Annotated in this window: 11 protein-coding genes; 9 read left to right on the forward strand and 2 right to left on the reverse strand. The window is 53.1% G+C overall.

Annotated features, from left to right (window positions below; genetic code table 11):
• The first annotated feature begins 1 nt into the window (after position 1).
• Entirely contained in the window at positions 2-1015 is a 1014-nt protein-coding gene (locus tag DY252_RS05720) for a phage portal protein (RefSeq protein WP_064787299.1), read from the forward strand.
• A gap of 473 nt (positions 1016-1488) precedes the next feature.
• Here DY252_RS05720 and DY252_RS05725 read toward each other — a convergent pair whose 3' ends face one another.
• Both DY252_RS05725 and DY252_RS05730 read right to left on the reverse strand, forming a co-directional pair.
• Positions 1489-2322: a DNA adenine methylase gene (locus DY252_RS05725; protein WP_064787297.1), complete on the reverse strand. Its 834-nt coding sequence runs from the start codon at positions 2320-2322 to the stop codon at positions 1489-1491.
• A gap of 123 nt (positions 2323-2445) precedes the next feature.
• Positions 2446-2850, reverse strand: coding sequence for a hypothetical protein (locus tag DY252_RS05730; protein WP_064787296.1), 405 nt, complete (start codon positions 2848-2850; stop codon positions 2446-2448).
• Between the two features lie 680 nt (positions 2851-3530).
• On the opposite strand from DY252_RS05730, the gene DY252_RS05735 reads away from it, so the two are divergent.
• From DY252_RS05735 to DY252_RS05770, 8 genes are all read left to right on the forward strand, one after another.
• Positions 3531-4037: a hypothetical protein gene (locus tag DY252_RS05735; protein WP_064787295.1), complete on the forward strand. Its 507-nt coding sequence runs from the start codon at positions 3531-3533 to the stop codon at positions 4035-4037.
• 369 nt (positions 4038-4406) lie between these two features.
• Positions 4407-5462, forward strand: coding sequence for a helix-turn-helix domain-containing protein (locus DY252_RS05740; protein ID WP_082923313.1), 1056 nt, complete (start codon positions 4407-4409; stop codon positions 5460-5462).
• A gap of 429 nt (positions 5463-5891) precedes the next feature.
• Entirely contained in the window at positions 5892-7598 is a 1707-nt protein-coding gene (locus tag DY252_RS05745; protein ID WP_165374898.1) for a hypothetical protein, read from the forward strand.
• Positions 7599-7627: 29 nt separating this feature from the next.
• Positions 7628-10234: a tectonin domain-containing protein gene (locus tag DY252_RS05750; RefSeq protein WP_064787292.1), complete on the forward strand. Its 2607-nt coding sequence runs from the start codon at positions 7628-7630 to the stop codon at positions 10232-10234.
• Positions 10235-10244: 10 nt separating this feature from the next.
• A complete protein-coding gene (locus tag DY252_RS05755; protein WP_129542686.1) occupies positions 10245-13748 on the forward strand; it encodes a tectonin domain-containing protein in 3504 nt (1167 codons plus the stop codon).
• A gap of 503 nt (positions 13749-14251) precedes the next feature.
• Positions 14252-15025 (forward strand): ImuA family protein, encoded by a 774-nt coding sequence (locus tag DY252_RS05760; protein WP_245960870.1) that lies wholly within the window; start codon positions 14252-14254, stop codon positions 15023-15025.
• Positions 14919-16553 (forward strand): Y-family DNA polymerase, encoded by a 1635-nt coding sequence (locus DY252_RS05765; RefSeq protein WP_231959606.1) that lies wholly within the window; start codon positions 14919-14921, stop codon positions 16551-16553. The genes DY252_RS05760 and DY252_RS05765 overlap by 107 nt, the downstream gene beginning before the upstream one ends.
• A gap of 4 nt (positions 16554-16557) precedes the next feature.
• Positions 16558-19869, forward strand: coding sequence for an error-prone DNA polymerase (locus tag DY252_RS05770; protein ID WP_231959605.1), 3312 nt, complete (start codon positions 16558-16560; stop codon positions 19867-19869).
• Positions 19870-19905 lie beyond the last annotated feature (36 nt).

Raw genomic sequence — 19905 nt, forward strand, 5'->3', positions numbered from 1 at the left:
CATGGCGAAGGCAACCAAGGTGGACGCACCAGCCCCAGCAAACAAGTCAAAGGCCGAACTGTTCACGTTTGGCGAACCGGAGCCGGTCCTGAATAAGCGCGATGTGATGTCTTATTTTCATTCCGCCTTCAACGGATCCTATTATGAGCCGCCAATCAGTTTTGACGGTCTGGCGAAATCGCTGCCATCAAACGCCCACCATGAAAGCGCGATCCGTTTCAAGGTCAACCAACTGGCCGCGCATTTTATCCCGTCAAAGTTCCTCAAGCGCCACGAATTCACCCGTCTGGCGACCGATTATCTGGTGTTTGGCAACCTGTTTGCCGAACAGCGGTTTTCACGTATGGGCAATTTGCTTGAGGTGACCACATGCCTAGCGCGATGGACGCGGGCGAAAAAGGATGGCCGGTTCATCATGCTGATCGACGGCAAGGAACATGAATTTGAAGACGGCGCGATCATTCACCTGCAGGAGCCCGATATCAATCAGGAAATCTATGGTCTGCCAACCTACGTCGCGGCCCTGCAGTCGGCTTGGCTGAACGAGGCCGCCACCCTGTTTCGCCGCAAGTATTACCTCAATGGCAGTCATGCCGGGTTTGTGATGTATGTAAATGATGCAGCGGCTAACCCTGAAGATGTCGATGCCCTGCGCAAAGCCATGAAGGATGCCAAGGGACCGGGCAACTTCCGCAACCTGTTCTATTACAGTCCGAACGGCAAAAAGGACGGTATTCAGATCATGCCGCTGTCAGAAGTCGCGGCCAAAGACGAATTTGCCAGCATGAAGAATGTCACCCGCGATGACATTCTGGCCGCGCACCGTGTGCCGCCGCAACTGCTTGGCATCGTGCCTGTCAATGCCGGTGGTTTCGGCAGCATTCAGGACGCTGCCGAGGTATTCCACAATAACGAAATCCGCCCGATCATGGCGGCCCTCGAAGGGTTGAACGACATGACCGGGGAAAAGGTGATTGAATTCCGTGATTATGTCGGCAAGGTCAAGGAAGCGTGACCAAGAGAAAATAATGATGCTCTATCGCCAACGGTCCAAATCATCATAGGTAACCAAAACGACATCAACAGGGGTTGCGCGGCATACTTTGCAGCGCAGCCTTTTTTGTATCTCTCTTGGTGTATGAAACCCCATATGGCGTTTGCAGATATCTTGCCAAAGCAAAACATACTTGCGACGGCCGCAACCGCATGTGCAGCCGAGCGCAGCAAATTCTTTTCGCGACCAAATGGTAAAAACGGGTGTGTCGAACTGATCCTGCATTGGGCCATCCTTTGGCCCTGTCCCGATAGATATCTAGCAATGCTTGATCGAGTTTTCCAACCCTAAATGGAATGGGTCGCCTCCGGGCGGCCCATTTTCATTGCAAAGTAAAAGGCCCGCGTTTGATGAAAAACGCGGGCCTTCGGGCGCAAACAGGGAGGCATTCCAGTCGAGAAGCCCAGCTTTGCGCCTTGATTGGTTTTCGTCAATCAGGTCGTGGTTGGATGGAAATTGGTGATAATGACTTCGCCGGTTTCTTTAGGCTTTGAACCGTTCAGGCTGTAGCGGGTTTGCACCGCATCGATCGCGAAATCGGCAAAGGTTTCCCGGACCCCCTCTGTGTCATTCAATGACAGGATAAAGCGGCCCTTGATCCCCGACAGGATCCCGGCAAGCTGTTTGAAATCATCACGCGAAAAGACTTCCTTGCCGTAATAGTCTTCAGATCCCCAATAGGGCGGATCAAGATAAAACAGGGTTTCAGGCCGGTCGTATCGGGTGATGAAATCCGCATAAGGCAGGCATTCAATCACCACCCCGGAAAGCCGTTCATGCAGATCATCCAGCATCGGGACCAGACGCGACAGGTCAAACCGTGATGGTCGTTCAGATGATGTGCCAAAGTTGCGTCCATCGACCTTGCCGCCAAATGACAAGCGCTGCAGGTAAATGAACCGGGCGGCCCGCTGGATATCGGTCAGGGTATCCGGGGCAACATTCAGCAGGCGTTCAAATTCCGCCCGGCTGGCAAGGTGAAATTTCAGGTAGTCGACAAAATAGCTGTAATGGTCCTGGAGGATGCGAAACAGGCCATGGACATCCTTGGAAATGTCGTTGATCACTTCGGCACGCGGTGCGGACCTGCGGCGCAGGAAGATGCCGCCCATGCCGACAAACGGTTCGGCATACAGCTTGTGCGGTGTGGCCTCGATCCGTTCGATCAGTGTTTTGGCCAGCAGGCGCTTCCCGCCGACATAGGGCGCGACCGGGTGAACAGGCTTGACGGGCAAAAGATCGGCGGGGTCAGGGGATTGAACGTTCATTCAGGCAACCTTTCAGGCAAATGAAAAAGGCCGGGGCTTCCCCCGACCTTTACAACCTAAAAAAGAGTTTCTTTTATTGTATGTTTTTATGGTTGCATATTGCCCTGTCCAACCACTCAGCGGCTAGAACGGTTGCCCGTTGTATGTGCCTTGCACCACGGTCAAAAGGTTCGGGTCACTGTCATTCAGCTTTCCCGGATCATCACAGAAATCAAAGTTCGGCTGCAGGATGGCCGTGCTGATGGCACCGGTGCTGCTGGTGTTTTCCAGATAGACGAAATAGCCTTCCCGGCCTTCAAGAAAAACCACCTCGGTGGTGGCACGGATATAGGTTGCCATGGGCTGATGTTCAGCGGCATAGCTGTCTGCCGTCCGGGCGGCATTGTTCTCGATCCACTTCCAGTCTTCATACTCATGCGCTGCCGTGCCCGGTGCACATTCTGCGGCAAGCGCGGGGGATACCATGATGCCACTGCCAAGCAGGGCAAGAAGGGCGGCGCATGCCGCTTTGATGATCAGGTTTTTCATCGGGACACCTCATTCCTTAATGGTTGATTAAATTATAAGAAAATCCCGCTTAAATGGCAATGCCCGATAGGGGGTGCCGGGGGTAAAACAGCCAAAAAATCGCAGTCTCCCCCCTCCGCGCCTTCGCTCTTTATGTGTTGAAAATTCTGCAGTGCGTGAGAAGGGCTGAAGTAAGCGGCAGACTGCGCTTCCCGTGGATTTCAAAACAGAAAAGTTTCTGCATTTTTCGGCACTGTTTTGCGCTGATGACCTGACAGGGTGACTTAGCCAGATGGCTTTCACAGCCACGTTTTTGGTTGTCGCGTCGGAAAAAGGTAACAAGCGTCACAGGTGATGAAATTATGGGTTAAGTATCTAATTTCATTGATGCAATGGCGTTACCTCAGAAGGTAACACAGGGTAACATTTTGAGCGGTAAAGGGTTACAGAATTGATATTAAACGATTTTCTTTATTCATTTTGTAACTCCACCAAAAGGTAACATCGTTACCGTTTGCAACCCTATTGCAACTTTTTAGTGATTGGTGATTTTCTTATATTTTATAGATAGTTAGATAGAATATTTATATAGTTGTTACTCTTGTTACCCTTTTCCGATGGCCTCAAATTTTGACAGACTATAGCAAGCGAAAGACTTATCCTTTCAGTTCCCCTCAAAGGCTAAACAGCGGAGCGTGACGATGTTGATTGAGTTCCAAGCGGAGTCCTTTCTCAATGCATATCATGTTTTGAAACAGCATGAGGCGGAACAGCGTCTTGAGAGACAAAATCGCGCCGTTTCCCGGAATAAAGAAAAACCTCACTTGCCCCCAGCTTCAGAGATATATGGAGGGAATGAGATGCCTACAGGTGTGGTCGATTTCGTTTGTTTGGCGTTCTCGGTCGAACTGTATTTGAAGGCGCTGCATGAAGTTGTTGGCGAGAAGGTCAGTGGCCACGAGATTGAAAAGCTGTTCAACACGCTGCCTCAGGCAGTTAGAGAGCAAATTTTCGCTACGCAAATGCATGGTCTGTATGGTGCGAACTGGATGGACTACCGCAACCAATTGAAGCTGATCAATGACGGATTTGTCGAGTTCAGATACTTCCACGAAAAAGGTGATCTCAGCTATCATCAAGGCTTTGCGCTCGGCCTTATCGACGCGATCAAAAAGACGATGACGATCTATCGTTCAAAGCCCGATTGATGGCCAGTCTATCGTGGGACACCCTGTGTCTAACCTATTGATTGTATTTGGGCTAGAATGTCTCCGGTGTGGGCGTTCTGCCGTTGATTTCGTTGGATTTTTCCCGGTCTCAATACACCCTCCGGGCCTACCGTGGAGCAGTGATTACAGAACGTACTCACTGCTCCATCGCTCTCAAATTTCCCGCAAAAATCAGTTCGATCCGACAGCTACCCGAATTGTCATAATTCGGGGTTATGACATTGTTGTTTTCAATGCGACCGAGCAGGTGTTGCAATTATTGTTTCATAGTTTTTGGAATTGACCATAAGTATAGTGGTTGTGTGCAACTGATAAAAAACAGTGCCTTATCAAAAACGGGATTGGTTGATGGCGTCTAGCCGGGATACACAAGATCGAGCCTTCGGCAATTCGCCTGAGAAGGCAGTTGTTGGAACACGTTATGAGATGACGCTCGAGCTTCCGACAGGCGAGAAAGACAAGATTCTTGTCGATGAAGAGCGTGATCTCGCAGATCGGGTTATCGACCGTCATCATCAGCGTGTTTTATTGTCCAATGGGGGAAGTGTTGATTATCAATGCCTTCCTGTTGAACAGGACATGGTTATCAAGGCGGAAACCATGTCAGGCAAACGTTTGATCATCGCGATGATTGCACTTGAGGGCGAGTATTCGATGATCCAACCTGAGGATGGCGCCGAGTTCGTGTTCTCTCCCATGCAAGGATATCTGTTTGTGCATAACGGTCTTAGCACGACTTTTAAATTGCCGGGTGGGCAAAACGTTCAATCCCTGGGGTTAAGTCTCGCGGTGGATGTCTTTGAGCGCTACTTCGATAATGATGTCCCGGAAGCTTTGCAGCCACTGCTGTGCACAAATACAGACGACATCCGTTCTGTCCGTTTTTCTGTAACCAGTACGATGCGCGATACATTGCTGCAGAACCTGAATATTGATGCTGCGCAGTCACTGCAACAGATCAAGATGGAGGGCATCGGGCTTTTGTATCTTGCGCTGATAGAGCAAACGTTACGCGCGCGTGGCGAAGATCAAGGCATGGTCCTGAGATGTGCGGATGTCGATAATGCGCAGCACGCTTATCAGTTGTTACAAAGCAACTTGCGCGAACCACCTAGTCTTGCCGATCTTGCACAGCGGTTTTCAACAACGGAAAAGCGTCTTAATCAGGCTTTTCGGGAGCTTTACAACGATACCGTTTTTGAGGTGTTGCGTTGCCTGCGTCTTGAGAAGGCCAAAACTCTTCTTGAAAGCACCGATATGGCGATCAAGGAGGTCGCATGGGAAGTCGGCTATAACCATTCGACCAACTTCTCAACGGCTTTTAACCAGAAATATGGTGTTACCCCGGCTGAATTCGCCAAACAGGCCAGACCGGTTGTAGTGCGTCTGCTAAAGAACGCATGAAATCAAGATTCCGTTTTTGTGGCGCGAATTTTGGCTTTCCTTTCTCCATACAATTTTGTCCCTTTCCCATACAGCCATTCCCTGTAACTGCGGCTCAGGTCTGACTAACCTGTCGAAAACATGTTCGTGCATGCGCAAATTTTGCAGCAAAAGCAATCAGTTCGGACATGAAGAGTATGCGTCATGACGCATCGGGGACAGATTAAGTAGGATGGGATGCAGAATTTCTCGGTACGGCTATGTCGGGGCGTAGCGTTTTCAACTTTGCTTGTGGTCGCAGGATGTCAAACGCTTGACGGTGGTGGGACTTCGCAACTGCTTTCAGGTGGTCTAACAGCGTCGTCTCAGGAAAATGAACCATATAAAGGAAATCAGGTTCAGCTCCTTGTTTCAGAGGCATTTAGTGCCCTTGAAGACGGTGAGCTTGATTTGGCATCGCGCGCGGCCAATCTTGCGCTGAAGCTTGATATTACCAATCCACATTTGCAGTTCCTGAACGGTTATGTTTATCACCAACTTGGTGACGATGGTGATACGGCCAAATATACCCTTGCAGAGCAAGGATACCGTCAGGCCCTGAAATTTGACTCGGGCAACCTTGCAGCGCACTATCATTTGGGGCTGCTTTACAAAAGTCAGCGTCGCTACCAAGAGGCACAAGAGCATTTCTCTTATGTGGCGATATATCGTTCTGACAGCCCGGATGTGCTGTATAATCTCGCCGTAGCATCGTACTTTTCCCACGATGCGCAAACAGCGGATGCGGCACTTTCGCGCCTTTCAAATATTCTTCCCGATGCTCAAAGGCGTCCTGAAATCCTCAAAGCCCGGATGATGGCACTTGCGGCGATGGATGACCGTGCTGGGGTTGATCGCCTATTGGCAAAATATGATGACGTTGCCGCCGATCAGGGTGATCTGCCGTTCATTCGTCGCCGGGTTGATAATTGGCGATCATTTTATGAAAGCGATGCTCAGGTCATTCTGGCGCAGGGTGGTTATGATCCCTATGCTGGTGGGGGCACCACTTATCAAAGCGATCCCTTTGGCGATCCATATGGAGAAGGCTCACCTGACCCCTTTGATGCATATGGTGATGATCCTGCGGACGCCTATGGTGTTGAAACCAGAGCGAATTCGACGGACGCATCAATGGTGGTGGTTGATGTTGTCCTGATCGGCACACAGGAAGATTTGCGCGATTCGCGCGGGGTAAACCTTCTAAACGGCTTGCAACTTCAATTTGGAGACCCCCTGACAGGAGCCCCGGCAGCCGGGATTACACGAACCAAAACACGTGACTTCCTGGGTACTGGGCTTGAGGAAAGCACCAAGACCATCACCTCGCAGATCAGCATTCCGGCGGTAAACTATTCGCTGAATATTGCCAATTCGCTGAACGCGGATAATCAGGTTCTGGCCAAGCCCAGCCTCGTTGCACAAAGTGGTAAAACGTCTGAGTTCTTTTCGGGAACGGAAATTCTTGCTGCGGCTGTTTCTGGCGGCAATGGGGACAGTGTCTCTGTTCAGAAAGAAGTTGGTGTGAAACTTGCCGTCACGCCAGAGGTTCTTCAAAACGACGACATCAGACTGCATGTGGTGGCAGAGCGTACCTTCCTGACCGACCCATCCAATTCCGTTGTGTTCGAGTTTCGACTTGATACGACAAAGACAAATGTTAATTCGACCGTAACGATGAAGTTTGGTGAAACGTTGATCCTTGGTGGATTGAGCGAGCGCGAGACATCGAAGGTTTCAGACGGTGTGCCTGTGCTTAAGGATATGCCGATCCTGAACTATCTGTTTTCCGAACGCACCGAGCGCAATTTCGAAAAATCAATCCTGATCCTGTTGACACCGCGACGACCACATTATGTGCGTCAGTCTGCAGAAGATCGCGAACGCATCAGCGGTCACATGTCTGAACTGGAACAGGAGACGTCGCGGCTCGAACGTCGCCACAGTGACTGGTTCACGCCACGGCCCACGTTTGAAAACATCCTGGACAAGCTTCAGGGCAAGGCATTCTTCGACGAATTCCGAAGTGGGGACATGGAACTCAATTCATCGTTCGAAGACACCAGCGTCGAAGAAAACCTGACGGAGCTTCGCAAGCATCTTCTTGCAGAGTCGTGAACCGGATCCACCAACGGAAAGGCTTGATCATGACAAGACTTTCATGCCGCATTGTTTTGGTCGTCTTGCTTGCCGGCGTTCTGCAGGCAATGGCGCCAATAAGCCATGCCGCGCAGGTACTTGATGATGGGATGTGGTTCACTTTGCCCGGGCAGGCACAGGACATTTCGGTGACTGCAATTGGCGAAGCCTATGCCATCTCGGTGGATGGAACCCCGCTTCGCTGGGATCCGCAAGAAGAACGGTGGCGCTCAATGTCGGGCTCATTTGCGCGCATCACCGGTGCAGCCGAGCGCCGCCCCTGGGTCATTGACGATGATGGTGATGTTTATCGCTATAACGGTCTGTGGTGGGAACGCAAAGGCAGTGATGTCGTTGATGTGGCGGGCAATGCAGGCGGCGAAATATATATCGCAAAGACGGATGGCTCCGTTCATAAATGGTTGGAACTCCGTCATAGCTGGGAAAACATAACCGGCATTGCGAGACGTCTTGCCGTCGATCCGGACGGACGCTTGTGGGCGGTCACCCCGACCAATGAAATCCGGATGCTTGATGACGAAGGGTGGCACACACTGCCCGGTCAGGCACACGACATTGCAGCAGGCGTCAATCAACGTGTGGCGAAGGTACACCCGGATGGTCGGGTAATGCTTTGGCGGAAGCGTGATCAGCGTTGGTTTCTTCTTAAGGGTGTGGATACGGCAACCGACATCGCGGTAACACGTTCGGGGGCACCGTGGGTCATATTGCAGGATCACAGCATTCTGGCCAAGGTTCGGATTGCTGTATCATCTGGCATCGAGCCGCAAGATCAAGAAACTGGTCCAGAGTGGCTAAGTGCACCGGAAGCCCGCCCGGATGACATCAAGGCGAATGATATAAAGGCGGATGAAATTACTTCTGACGCTCCATCCGCAAGTCCGCCCGCAGCACCGCTCGCGCGCGCAGAGCTGCCTCGTGCAGAGCCTGTTTCACCGCCGCCAGCAGAAACGCAAACGGCATCAAATGACCAGTCTGGTCTGGGCAATGGGCAGCGAACAGAACGACCTGTTTCTGATAATATTGCCGATGATCTGGCAGCCCGGACCTATTCCGGGACCCTGACTTTCACCGATACGCGAGACAATGCAGACCGTGTCGCCATTGGCCGGGATGGCAGCGTTTTCGCCATTCGTGGTGGCGATATATTGCGTTGGTCAAATACCAGACAACGGTTCAACGAGTTTCCCGGAAGCCTTGTTCGTCTTGCCGTCGACCCGGATGGCAATCCATGGGGTGTTTCGGCTCTTGGTCGGGTTTTTCGCCATACCGGGCGAGATTGGCAGCAAGTGATTGGCCAAACAGCTGCGGATATTTCAATTGGCGCAAACGGCGATGTTGTCACGGTGAACGCACAAGGGCGCCTGTATCGAATTGAGCGTGACGGCACTGTCGCGACACCGATTGATGGTAGTGGTGTTGCGGTCGGCGTAATGCCGGATGGCAGTACCTGGACTATTGGTGAAAATGGTTTCCTGCAATATTGCGACGAAACGGGATGCAAGAATGTCAGCCAAAAAGCATCCAGTCTGGCAATCGGTTCGGATGGGACTGTCTGGATCGTAACGCCAGAGAGTTTGTTGCGCCGGTACAACTCAGATACAGCAGGCTTTGAAACCATCCGGATTACAGGTCAAACGCCCCAACGCGTGGCGGCTGGACCGCAAGGTTACCCTTGGGTGGTCACAAAGGATGGATCGGTTCTATCCAGTCAGTTCTTTGAGCGTGATGAAAGTAATGATGTCCGCTTAGCGGCAACGACGTCCGAAGAAATGGACGGTCGTGGCGATACAACGTCAGTCACATCAAACGCTGTCGAAGGTTTCACCTTCACCAAGAACATCCGGTTCGACACTGTAAACACGGATGCAGCACCCTCTGGCGCCGATATCAAGCTTGCCATTGGCAACAACAACGTCGTCTACGGTTATTCCTATTCAGGTGGTCAGACGCAATCGGGTGCAATGTTTGTGTTTGATGAACGCCGCAAAAGATTTGTGAGTGAAACTACCGTTTTGGGAAACCAGAACGCCAATGTGCAGGATTTTGACATAACAAGTAATGGTGATATCTGGGCCTATACCACATCTCCGTCGACCGGCCTTTTCAGAGAACGTAATAACGGCCAGCTGGAATTCACGGTCAATGGTTTGACACCCGAAGGCGTCTCGGTTGCTCCTGACGATACAGTCTACGCGATCTTTTATACCGGTGGTGATTACTGGCTGTATTCCAAAGATCCCGACAAAAGCAGCTTTTCACGGTTTAGCAACTTTAATTCGCTGTTCGACGTTTCGGTCGGGCCGGGTGAAGATGTGTGGATTGTTGATCGCAATCTATATGTCCGACAATGGACGGGATCAGATTTCGAAAAGCGCCCGCGTCAGGGGCAAAAGGCCCAGGCGATCCGGGTCTCGCGAAACGGCGAAGTCTTCATCCGCAGCGTGGATAACGACGTCTATCGCTGGAATGCGACCAACAAGAGCTTTGATCTCATCAAGAACTCCAGAGCCGAAAACTTCGACGTCCAAGAAGACGGACGCATCTGGCTGAGTGTGGACAACACACCGCTCGTCAAACGGGCACGCGATTAGGAGCAAGGACATGAGCAACCAAAACAACATCTCAATGTCTGCGGACATCGGACATTACCGACTATCCCACGCAGGGTACAGTTCCCTTTTGCGCCAAGCTGGCTGGCAAGTGATGCTTGCTATCTTCATTGTGCTGCTTGGTTTCGTTGGTTTGACGTTCTCCACTATTCCAGCCAAGGCTGAGGCGATTTGTGGTGGTCTTGATCAAAACGGACAATTGCAAGACAGCTGTACAGGGCGACCTGCCAAGTATGAAGGCAAGCCCGGTACGTCCTGTCCATCGGGGCAGTTCTATGATCTTGAAGCCTGCTGGTCCTGCCCGTCCGGTTATGCCCGTTCTGGTGACCATGTTACCACCGATACGGCATGCCACAAGATCACGGACAAGGATGTTTTTTCTGATGCCAAACCGGCGAAACTGCTTGAAGGCGTTTCTCAGTGTCCGGCGGGAAGCTTCTTTGATCCTTATAATGGCGGGACCTGCTGGCGCTGCCCGTCGGGGTATAACCGGACGTTGTTTGACCCGGTACATTCCGACAAGGCTTGCGAGCGGGTGACTGGTTTTTTGCAATTCAGTTGGCGTAACGCGGAATTCAAAGGTGCGCAGTGTGGTGACGATAACGCTGTGTTCGATCTGATTGACGGTGGTACCTGCTGGTCTTGCGGTGATGGATATGTCCGCACCATCAATTCAGTCAAAAGCAGTCAGGCCTGTGGGCGCCCCATTTTCGAAACCGCCTCTGCCGAGAAAAAGGGCAAGGCCGGGTGCAAGCAATATGGCAATAACGCATTCTGGGACCCGAAGAATTTCGGAAGTTGTTACAGCTGTCCGGCGGGCTATACCCGATCAAAAGAGTCTGTAGATTCGCCCCGTGGTTGCCTTGCCCCATCAATTGAATGGGAAATGGCGCCGTATGTGAGCAAAGGTTTCATGCAGATGGACGGGGCGACCGAAATCGTGCTGAAACTGATCGAAGAGCGCACGGAGCTCGAGCGCATTGCGGTTAACATGGGACGTGCAATCGGGACAGACCGGACCCGATCCATCGAAGCGCTTTGGCAGGAAATTGCGCAGTTCCCCGAAGAGAACCTTGCACTGCGCTATGCGGTGCTTAATCACGTGATTACAGCTGTAAAAAGTGGCTCCGTTGCGCCAAGCAGCCCTGAGGGTCGACTTGTTCGGGAGATCGAGAGTTTTGCCAACGGCTATCGCGTCTATCTGGCGACTGAGGCCGTGAAAGCTTATGACGTCTGGCATGCTGCCCAGACCCTGAAACTCAAAAACAAGCAAGAGGCAGATACAAAAGCAGGGCGTTCGGATATGCGGTTCCTGTTCAGCGACCAGTTGCCCGTGCCGCCGAATTTCGAGCAGGTGACAAACCGTGCAGCTCTGGTCAACACAGTGGCTGCCGTTCCTACATTGGGCATGTTTTCGACAGCACTTATTCCACTTGATGATGAAACGGTTGCCGATCGAATAATCAAAGAGGCTTATCCCAATCGGACGGATGACGTTCTTGACGACTTTGATGAGATCACCAACCTGGACGATAAAATGAGAAGAGTGGGGCAGCAGGCAGATGACAGCCTGGATAATGTCCTTGGCTCTACCGATGACCTGGGCAAGGTTGCATCAAAGATCGGTCAGGAAATGGGCGAACGCGCCGATGATGCTGCACGTGTTGCGGCAAAGGCAGCGTTCAAGGCATCCAAGAAGCTCATCACCAAAATGCTTGCGGTCAGTGGTCCGCAAATCGTGATCGAGATTGCGACGGCGGTTTTGGAGGCAGAACTCAACAAGAACCTGGCAAAAGCAGATGCGCGTCCGGCACTGATGCGCGCACTTGAACACGCAAAGTCCTATAAACCAAGCTTGCGTGTCTGGCTGCAAAACAAGGATGAAGCGTCCAAGGTCTATGCATATTGGGCATTGGCAACAAGCAACGAAGTGCGCGCATCGGTAAGTGATTTGAACAAAATCGCTGTCGCGGCAACGGCAAATTATAAAGAAACCCGCTTTGCGGCCGATCCGCTCTATTACGTCTATAATGAAGGCCAATGGCATAATTTCGAGGGGCAGGCGACAGCTATCTCAGCCGGTCCAATGGGCGATGTTTGGCATATTGGTGGTGGTCAGGTCTATTGGGCTGATACGGCTAGTGACAACAAATGGTCTGCTATTGGCGGTGGCGATACCTTCGTTGATATTGCGGCAATGCCTTCAAAAAAATCGGCCTTTGCCCTGATGGAGGGTGGGGCAATGAAGACCTATGATGGCCGGGCCTGGCGCAATGTGCCGGGCATCGGTCATGCGGTCGATGTGGCCCCGGATGGACGCAAATGGCACATCGGTGGCAGCAACAGCCTTTATGTCGCAGGCCCTGATGATTTCAGGTGGCAGCGGGTCAATGGCCCAAAAGCCAAAAAGATATCGGCAGGACCGGGCGGGATGCTTTGGGTTATCGATACCAACGACAAGCTGCACTATTTCCTGAACGATCAATGGAAGGACTTTGGCCGCAAAGCGCAAGATGTGTCGGTCAGTTCAGACGGAGCTGTCTGGATTACCAGTCTGGGTAACGAGGTCTTCCGGCTGTCCTATAACGGTCAGTGGAAGAAAGGCAATGGCGGAACCATCCATCAGGTAGATGCTGGCGAAGCGGGTACATTGTGGGCATTGCGGCCAGATAACGCGATTGTCATGTATCGACACAAATCAGCGTCGCGCCCACCAATGGCTGATCCCGGCTCGTTCATTGATTCAACCAAAACCATTGTGCAGGACAACGGGATTACGATCACACATATCGAGGTCGATGAACCAACAGTTACCTATGTCGTGATGTCCGGTCCCAAGAAGTGGCGAGATGTCGCCGGTATCGCAAGCCAGGTCAGCATCGGCAAAAGCGGGGATATCTGGCATATCGGTGGAAGTGGCTCGCTTTACATCCAACCCAAAGGACATTTGGGGTGGAAGCAGGTTCTTGCATCCGGTGTCGCTCGTGTTGAAGCCGACCGGCTTGCAAACAATGCCTTTATCCTGACCACGGATGGTAAAATGTGGAACGTGGATTCCCTTGGCAAGAAAACACCGATTTCAGGCTGGGCCTCGGATATTGCCGTCGATGACGTTGGAACCAAGTGGCACATTGGCGGGAACGGCAGCGTCTATCGCATGGGCGGTAATGGCTGGGTCAGGGTTCCGGGCAATGTTTCCAGAATTGCGGCCGGTGGCGACGGGGAAGTTTGGTCAGTCGGTAGAAATAATGAAATCTACCGATTTGCTAACGACCGTTGGAACGAGATGCCTGGCTCGGCACGTGATGTGGCTGTCGGCAGAGATGGGTCGGTATGGCATCTGGGCGGCCCGAACGGCGATGTCTTGTATAAATGGAACGCCAAAGATGAGAACTGGGAGGGCATTGACCAAACCAGAGCGCAGACCGTGTCGGTTGGAGCGGATGGTGACGTCTGGGTCGCCCGACCAGATGGCTCTATGACAGCCTATGATTAAGGCGTGGTGGGATTGGAAGTCGTAATCGGCTTCCAATCCATTTCGTTGCAACTCACGATTTTCATTGTAGCTTTTCGATAGGACGACATCGTTAAAACAGTTTCTCAAGTCGCTTTGACGGAAATTGTCATCTTTTATGTCAATCCGTGGCAACTTATTTGGCAATCGAAAATGCTAAGACATTGATTTCGCTGGATGCCGAATGTCACCTTTTGTGGCACCTGACAATCACCATATTATATGATGATTTCCCGTGGTTACCTTACCCTCACCGTAAATCATCAGACTTTTTGCGTCCCGCTCGCCCGGTTGTCATAATTTGGGGCAATGAAGGGTTGATTGGTACGGTGCTGCAAAAACGAAGCAATCGAGAACAATTTCGCAAAGTGGTGACAGCTTCCTGGTTGACTCTGAGAGGCGAGAATCCTAATTAAGAACAAATAGTGAACATTTGATCTTGATGTGAGATGCTGGCTGACAGACTTCATAATGCACGCGTCGTATTGGCAGAGGCGGAAAAGCAATGGAAAGTGAGCTTTTCCGGCTTGTCTGGTGATTCAAGCGATGTCATTTCGTATATGTTCGGGAACATCATCACATTATCTCGGCATATCAGTCTTGGTGGTATCGCTCGGGTTGGTCTGCATGAAGTAATCAGTCGTCATGATGTGGGGGCGGCATCAATTCTGGCGTGGTATCTGTCGCAGATTGACTTGCAGGAACAGGTAGGGAAATCAATAGGCAGGCCCGTGCTTTGGGTCAGGCAAAGGGGGGCGATTGATCAGGGTGGTTTTTATCATCTGGCATTGCCGATTGATCTGGATGCAGGGACACGACCTTTGATGATGGTGGTTGATCAACAGGCCACAGCACTTTGGGTATGTGAAGAGGTCGCCAAATCTGGACAGTTTTTATCAATCATACTGGAAACCACCGATTACGAACTGACGGCGTCACGGCGTTTGCAACTGGCTTGTGAGGTTGCCGGAACACGGATGATCGTCATGCGCAACGCATCACAAAGCGGATGTTTGATGCCATCAAGCGCGCTGACGCGCTGGAAGATTGAACCGGTATCGGGTGCAGAGCAGAACAGAACGGGGAATATTCATCATCTCAGCCTGATCGGGGGACGCGGGGTCCGACCGGGAAGCTGGAAAGTCAAAACCGATGCAAAAACGTTTTCTTTATCTGTGGCTGACCCACTGGAAAACCGACTGTCAGAAGACAACCCCAAAGACAGGCACGCCCACGCCTGGTCAGCCCCGCGATGTTGACAGTCAGAAAACTGCCCCACAGGCCTCAAAGGCACAAGCCACCCCGCACGTGATCACGCGCAGTGACCACAAGGGCGTGCTCGTCTGTGGCCTGAATGCAGCGGCACAAAAGGCCGGGCTGCAGGGCGGCATGCGCCTTTCTGATGCGCGCAGCATCCTGCCCGATCTTCAGGACAGCCCCGAAGAGCCAGAACTCTGCGATAGCAAATTTGCCCGTCTGGTGCGCTTCATGGACCGCTATAGCCCATGGATCGCACCAGACCGCGACCTGCATGCGCATGGGCTTAATGGCGATGCGGGCCTGTGGCTTGAAATCACCGGCGGCAGTCATTTGTTTGGCGGCGAAAGTGTGATGATCAAACAGATCCTGCGCGATATGAAAGCCCAGGGCATTGCTGCCCGTGCTGCCATTGCCGATACCGCCGGGGCCGCATGGGCCGCGGCCCGGTGTCATCCGGGCGCACCCGGTGAGCGCATTTTGTCCCTGCCGCGCGATCACGGGGTTGCGGCCGGGTTTCCGGTATCGTGCCTGCGATTGTCTGATGACATCAACGCGGTTCTGTCGCGGCTTGGCCTAAAACAACTGGGCGATATCACGCCCCTGCCGCGTGCCAATATCACCACCCGCCTTGGCCCGAATGTGTTGCATCGCCTTGATCAGTTTTATGGCCGCCTGCCCGAACATCTGAATTTCGAGCTGCCCGATGCCCCGTGGCTGATCAAACAGAACTTTGGCGAACCATTGGGGAGTGCAGACACGCTGGCACATGCGATTGAAAGCATGGTGGCCGAGCTTTGCGCCAAACTGCGCGATGAAAACCTTGGTCTTAGGCGGTTACTCGTCCGGTCCATTCGGGTCGATGGCCATGCCCATACCATCACGACCACAACTGGCACGCCCTGCCAGTCCGAAAGCCATATCTTGCGCCTTCTGGCGGAAAAGATGCCCGGGGTGGATACCGGCTTTGGCATCGAACAGGTGATTGTCTATGCCCCCTGGGTCGAACATGTTGCCTTTCGTCAGGTCCGCCTTGATCGCAAACAGGAAGAGAGCAGCGATCATATCGCCCTTGCCCAACTGCTCGATCGCATTGCCCATCATCTGGGGCCCAAGGATATCCTGTTTCGTCCGGCCCATCACGCCAGCCACCTGCCCGAACGGGCCACCATCCGGCAATCGCCCACCGGGGCTGCCAAACCGGCACGTCTTGCGGATGCGCCTTTGCCCAAACGCCCGGTGCGGCTGATTGATCCGCCTGAACCGGTTGATGTCATGGAACGCAATGCTAACGGCGCGCCGACAAAATTGCGCTGGCGCAAGATGATGATTGATGTCTTGCTGGCCGACGGGCCAGAGCGCATCTGCCCGGAATGGTGGAGCCATCTGGACCGGGATAATTACGCCCTGTCGCAGATGACACGCGATTATTTCCGCATCTGCGATCAGAAAGGCCGGTTGATCTGGCTGTTTCGCAGCGGCCATGCCGGGCAGGATATCTGGTCGGTGCATGGATTGTTTGCCGGATGATGTCATGAACAAACCAAGCAGCACCAACACCACATCCGCTCCCCCGGCCTATGCCGAACTCCATGTCAGCAGCAACTTTTCCTTTTTGCGCGGCGCATCTCATGCCGAGGAACTGGTCCTGACGGCGGCCACCAAGGGCCTGCAGGCGATTGCGATCACCGATCACAACACATTGGCTGGCGTGGTGCGCGGCCACACAGCACACCGCAATTATGCCGACCGGCTGAATTACATTGTTGGCTGTCGGCTTGATCCGATGGATGGGCCATCCTTGCTGTGTTATCCGACAGATCGCGCGTCTTATGCCCGGCTGTGTCGGTTACTGACCCTTGGCAAGCGCCGCGCACCCAAGGGATCGTGCGAGATTTATATCGCTGACATTCTCACCCACAGTGAGGGCCTGCTGTTTATCGCCGTGCCGCCCCAAGTCCCTGATGACACCTTTCGTGCTGAATTGATGCGCCTGAAACCCCATCTTGAAGGACGTTTGTGGCTATCTGTTGGGCGGTTCATGGACGGGTTTGACAGCGAACGCCTTGAATATACCGAGGCGGTCGAGGCCGACCTTGGCATTCCCGCCGTGGTGACCAATGACGTGCATATGCATTTGCGATCGCGCAAACCGTTGCAGGATGTCCTGACCTGTATTCGCCATCACTGCACGCTTGAAGATGCCGGGTACCGTTTGTTTCCAAATGGCGAACGCCACATCAAATCGCCGCGCGAAATGGTCCGCCTTTTTCCAAATCACCCGCATTGGTTGGCCCGCACCGTCGAGATTGCCGATCAATGCACCTTCAGCCTGGATGAGCTGCGCTATGAATACCCCGATGAAAATGACGGCACGGGCGAAGGCACCCAGGAACGTTTGATCCGCCTGACCTGGGAAGGGGCGCATAAACGCTATCCCGAAGGTGTGCCGGGCAAGGTCAAAAACCTGATCGAGACAGAACTTAAACTGATCGACGAGTTGGGCTATGCCCCCTATTTCCTGACCGTGCATGACATTGTCGCCTTTGCCCGGTCCAAGGGCATTTTGTGTCAGGGGCGCGGATCTGCGGCCAATTCATCAGTGTGTTTTTGTTTGCATGTCACATCGGTCGATCCCAACAAGGTAGAATTGCTGTTTTCGCGCTTCATCAGCAATGCGCGCAATGAACCGCCTGATATCGATGTCGATTTTGAGCATGAACGCCGCGAGGAAGTCATTCAGTTCATCTATGAACGCTATGGCCGCGACCGTGCAGGCCTGACCGCAACGGTGATTTCATATCGGTCGCGTAGCGCCATGCGCGATGTCGGCAAGGTGTTTGGCCTGTCTGAAGACACCATCGTCAAACTGACCAAAACCATCTGGGGATCCAGCAGCAAGGGCGCGCATGACACCATGATGCGCCAGTCGGGCATTCATCCTGATGAACCGCGCCTGAAGGCTGTTCTGGATATCGCGGGCGAACTGACGGGTTTTCCACGCCATCTGTCGCAACATGTTGGCGGCTTTGTCATCACGCGCGGGCCGCTTTGTGAACTCTCCCCGATTGCCAATGCCGCCATGGCGGACCGTACCACGATTGAATGGGACAAGGATGACATTGATGCGCTGGGTATCCTCAAGGTCGATATCCTGGCACTTGGCATGCTGACCTGCATCCGAAAGGCATTGGATGAGTTGCGCACGCACAAGAACATTGATTACGACCTTGCCAGCCTGCCCAAGGAAGACCGGGCAACCTATCGCATGCTTGAAAAGGCCGACAGTATCGGCACTTTTCAGGTGGAATCGCGCGCACAAATGAGCATGCTGCCCCGCCTTAAACCGCAAAGCATTTATGACCTGACCATTCAGGTTGCCATCGTCCGCCCTGGCCCGATCCAGGGCGGTATGGTGCATCCGTTTTTGCAGCGACGCATGGGCCGCGAAAAGGTCGAATACCCGTCCCCGGAACTCGAAGCCGTATTGAAACGCACCTGCGGTGTGCCGCTGTTTCAGGAACAGGCGATGCAGATCGCCATTGTCGCCGCCGGCTATTCCGGCGGAGAGGCCGATCACCTCAGGCGCGCCATGGCAACGTTCAAGCGCACCGGCACCATTGGCGAACATCGGACCAAGTTCATCAATGGCATGCTGGGTAACGGCTATGACATGGAATTTGCCGAACGCTGCTTCAAACAGATCGAAGGCTTTGCCGATTATGGCTTCCCCGAAAGCCACGCGGCGAGTTTTGCCATTCTGGCCTATGCGTCTTCCTGGCTGAAATGCCATCACCCGGATGTGTTTTTATGTGCGCTTCTGAATTCGCAACCGATGGGGTTTTATGCCCCGGCACAGTTGGTCAATGATGCCCGCAATCACGGGGTGCGTGTACTTGAAATCGATATCAATCACAGTTTCTGGGACAATCAGTTGGAACGCGAACTGGGCCGAACCGCAGGGTATCATTCCGTGCGGCTTGGTTTTCGTCAGATCAAGGGATTTGGCGAGCTCGATGCCCTTGCCCTGATTTCCAATCGGCCCGCTGGCGGGTTTCAGGATGTCTATCTGATGGCGCGCCAGACAGGACTATCCCCGGCCGCGCTTGAAAAACTGGCCGAGGCCGATGCGTTCGGGTCACTGGGCTTATCAAGGCGCGAAGCCCTTTGGGCTGTGCGCCGCTTTGGCAAGGGCCGCAAGGCACCAGCAAGCCTGCCACTGTTTGAAGCCGCCCAGAACTTCAACCACAATATGGGTGTCTCGGCCGAATTTGGCGCCGAAGCCCCGGTGGACCTGCCGATCATGGGTCCGGGCGAGGAGATCATCGAAGATTACGCCAGCCTGCGCTTATCTCTTAAGGGCCATCCAATGGCGATGCTGCGCGATGCATTGGCTGCCGCCGGGGTCTGTACTGCCATTGATCTGCCCAATGTGCGAAATGGGGATCGTTTGACCCATGCCGGCTTGGCGATTGTCCGCCAGCGCCCCGGCACGGCATCCGGAGTTGTTTTCATAACCCTTGAGGATGAAACCGGCATCACCAACCTTGTGGTCTGGAGCAAGGTCATGGAACAACACCGCCGCGAGGTGATGACCGCCACCGTGCTTGGTGTCGCCGGAAAACTTCAGCGGGAAGATAGTGTAACCCACATCATTGCGGACAGGCTTGTAGATCTGACCGGGATGTTACAAGGTTTGACAGATACGACCAAAATTGCGCGGAGTAACAATACCCATCCGCGTAATCTGCGCTGGACAGGCGGACTGAACAGTTTGAGCCAATCACACGCATCAGAAGCCCTGAAAGCACCAAAACTGAAGATCGATAGTCACGATTTTCATTGAACCGAAGCCTGTGTCCTGTTGTCATAATTCAGGGGT

The sequence above is a fragment of the Thalassospira indica genome, from assembly GCF_003403095.1.
Lineage (GTDB): Bacteria > Pseudomonadota > Alphaproteobacteria > Rhodospirillales > Thalassospiraceae > Thalassospira > Thalassospira indica.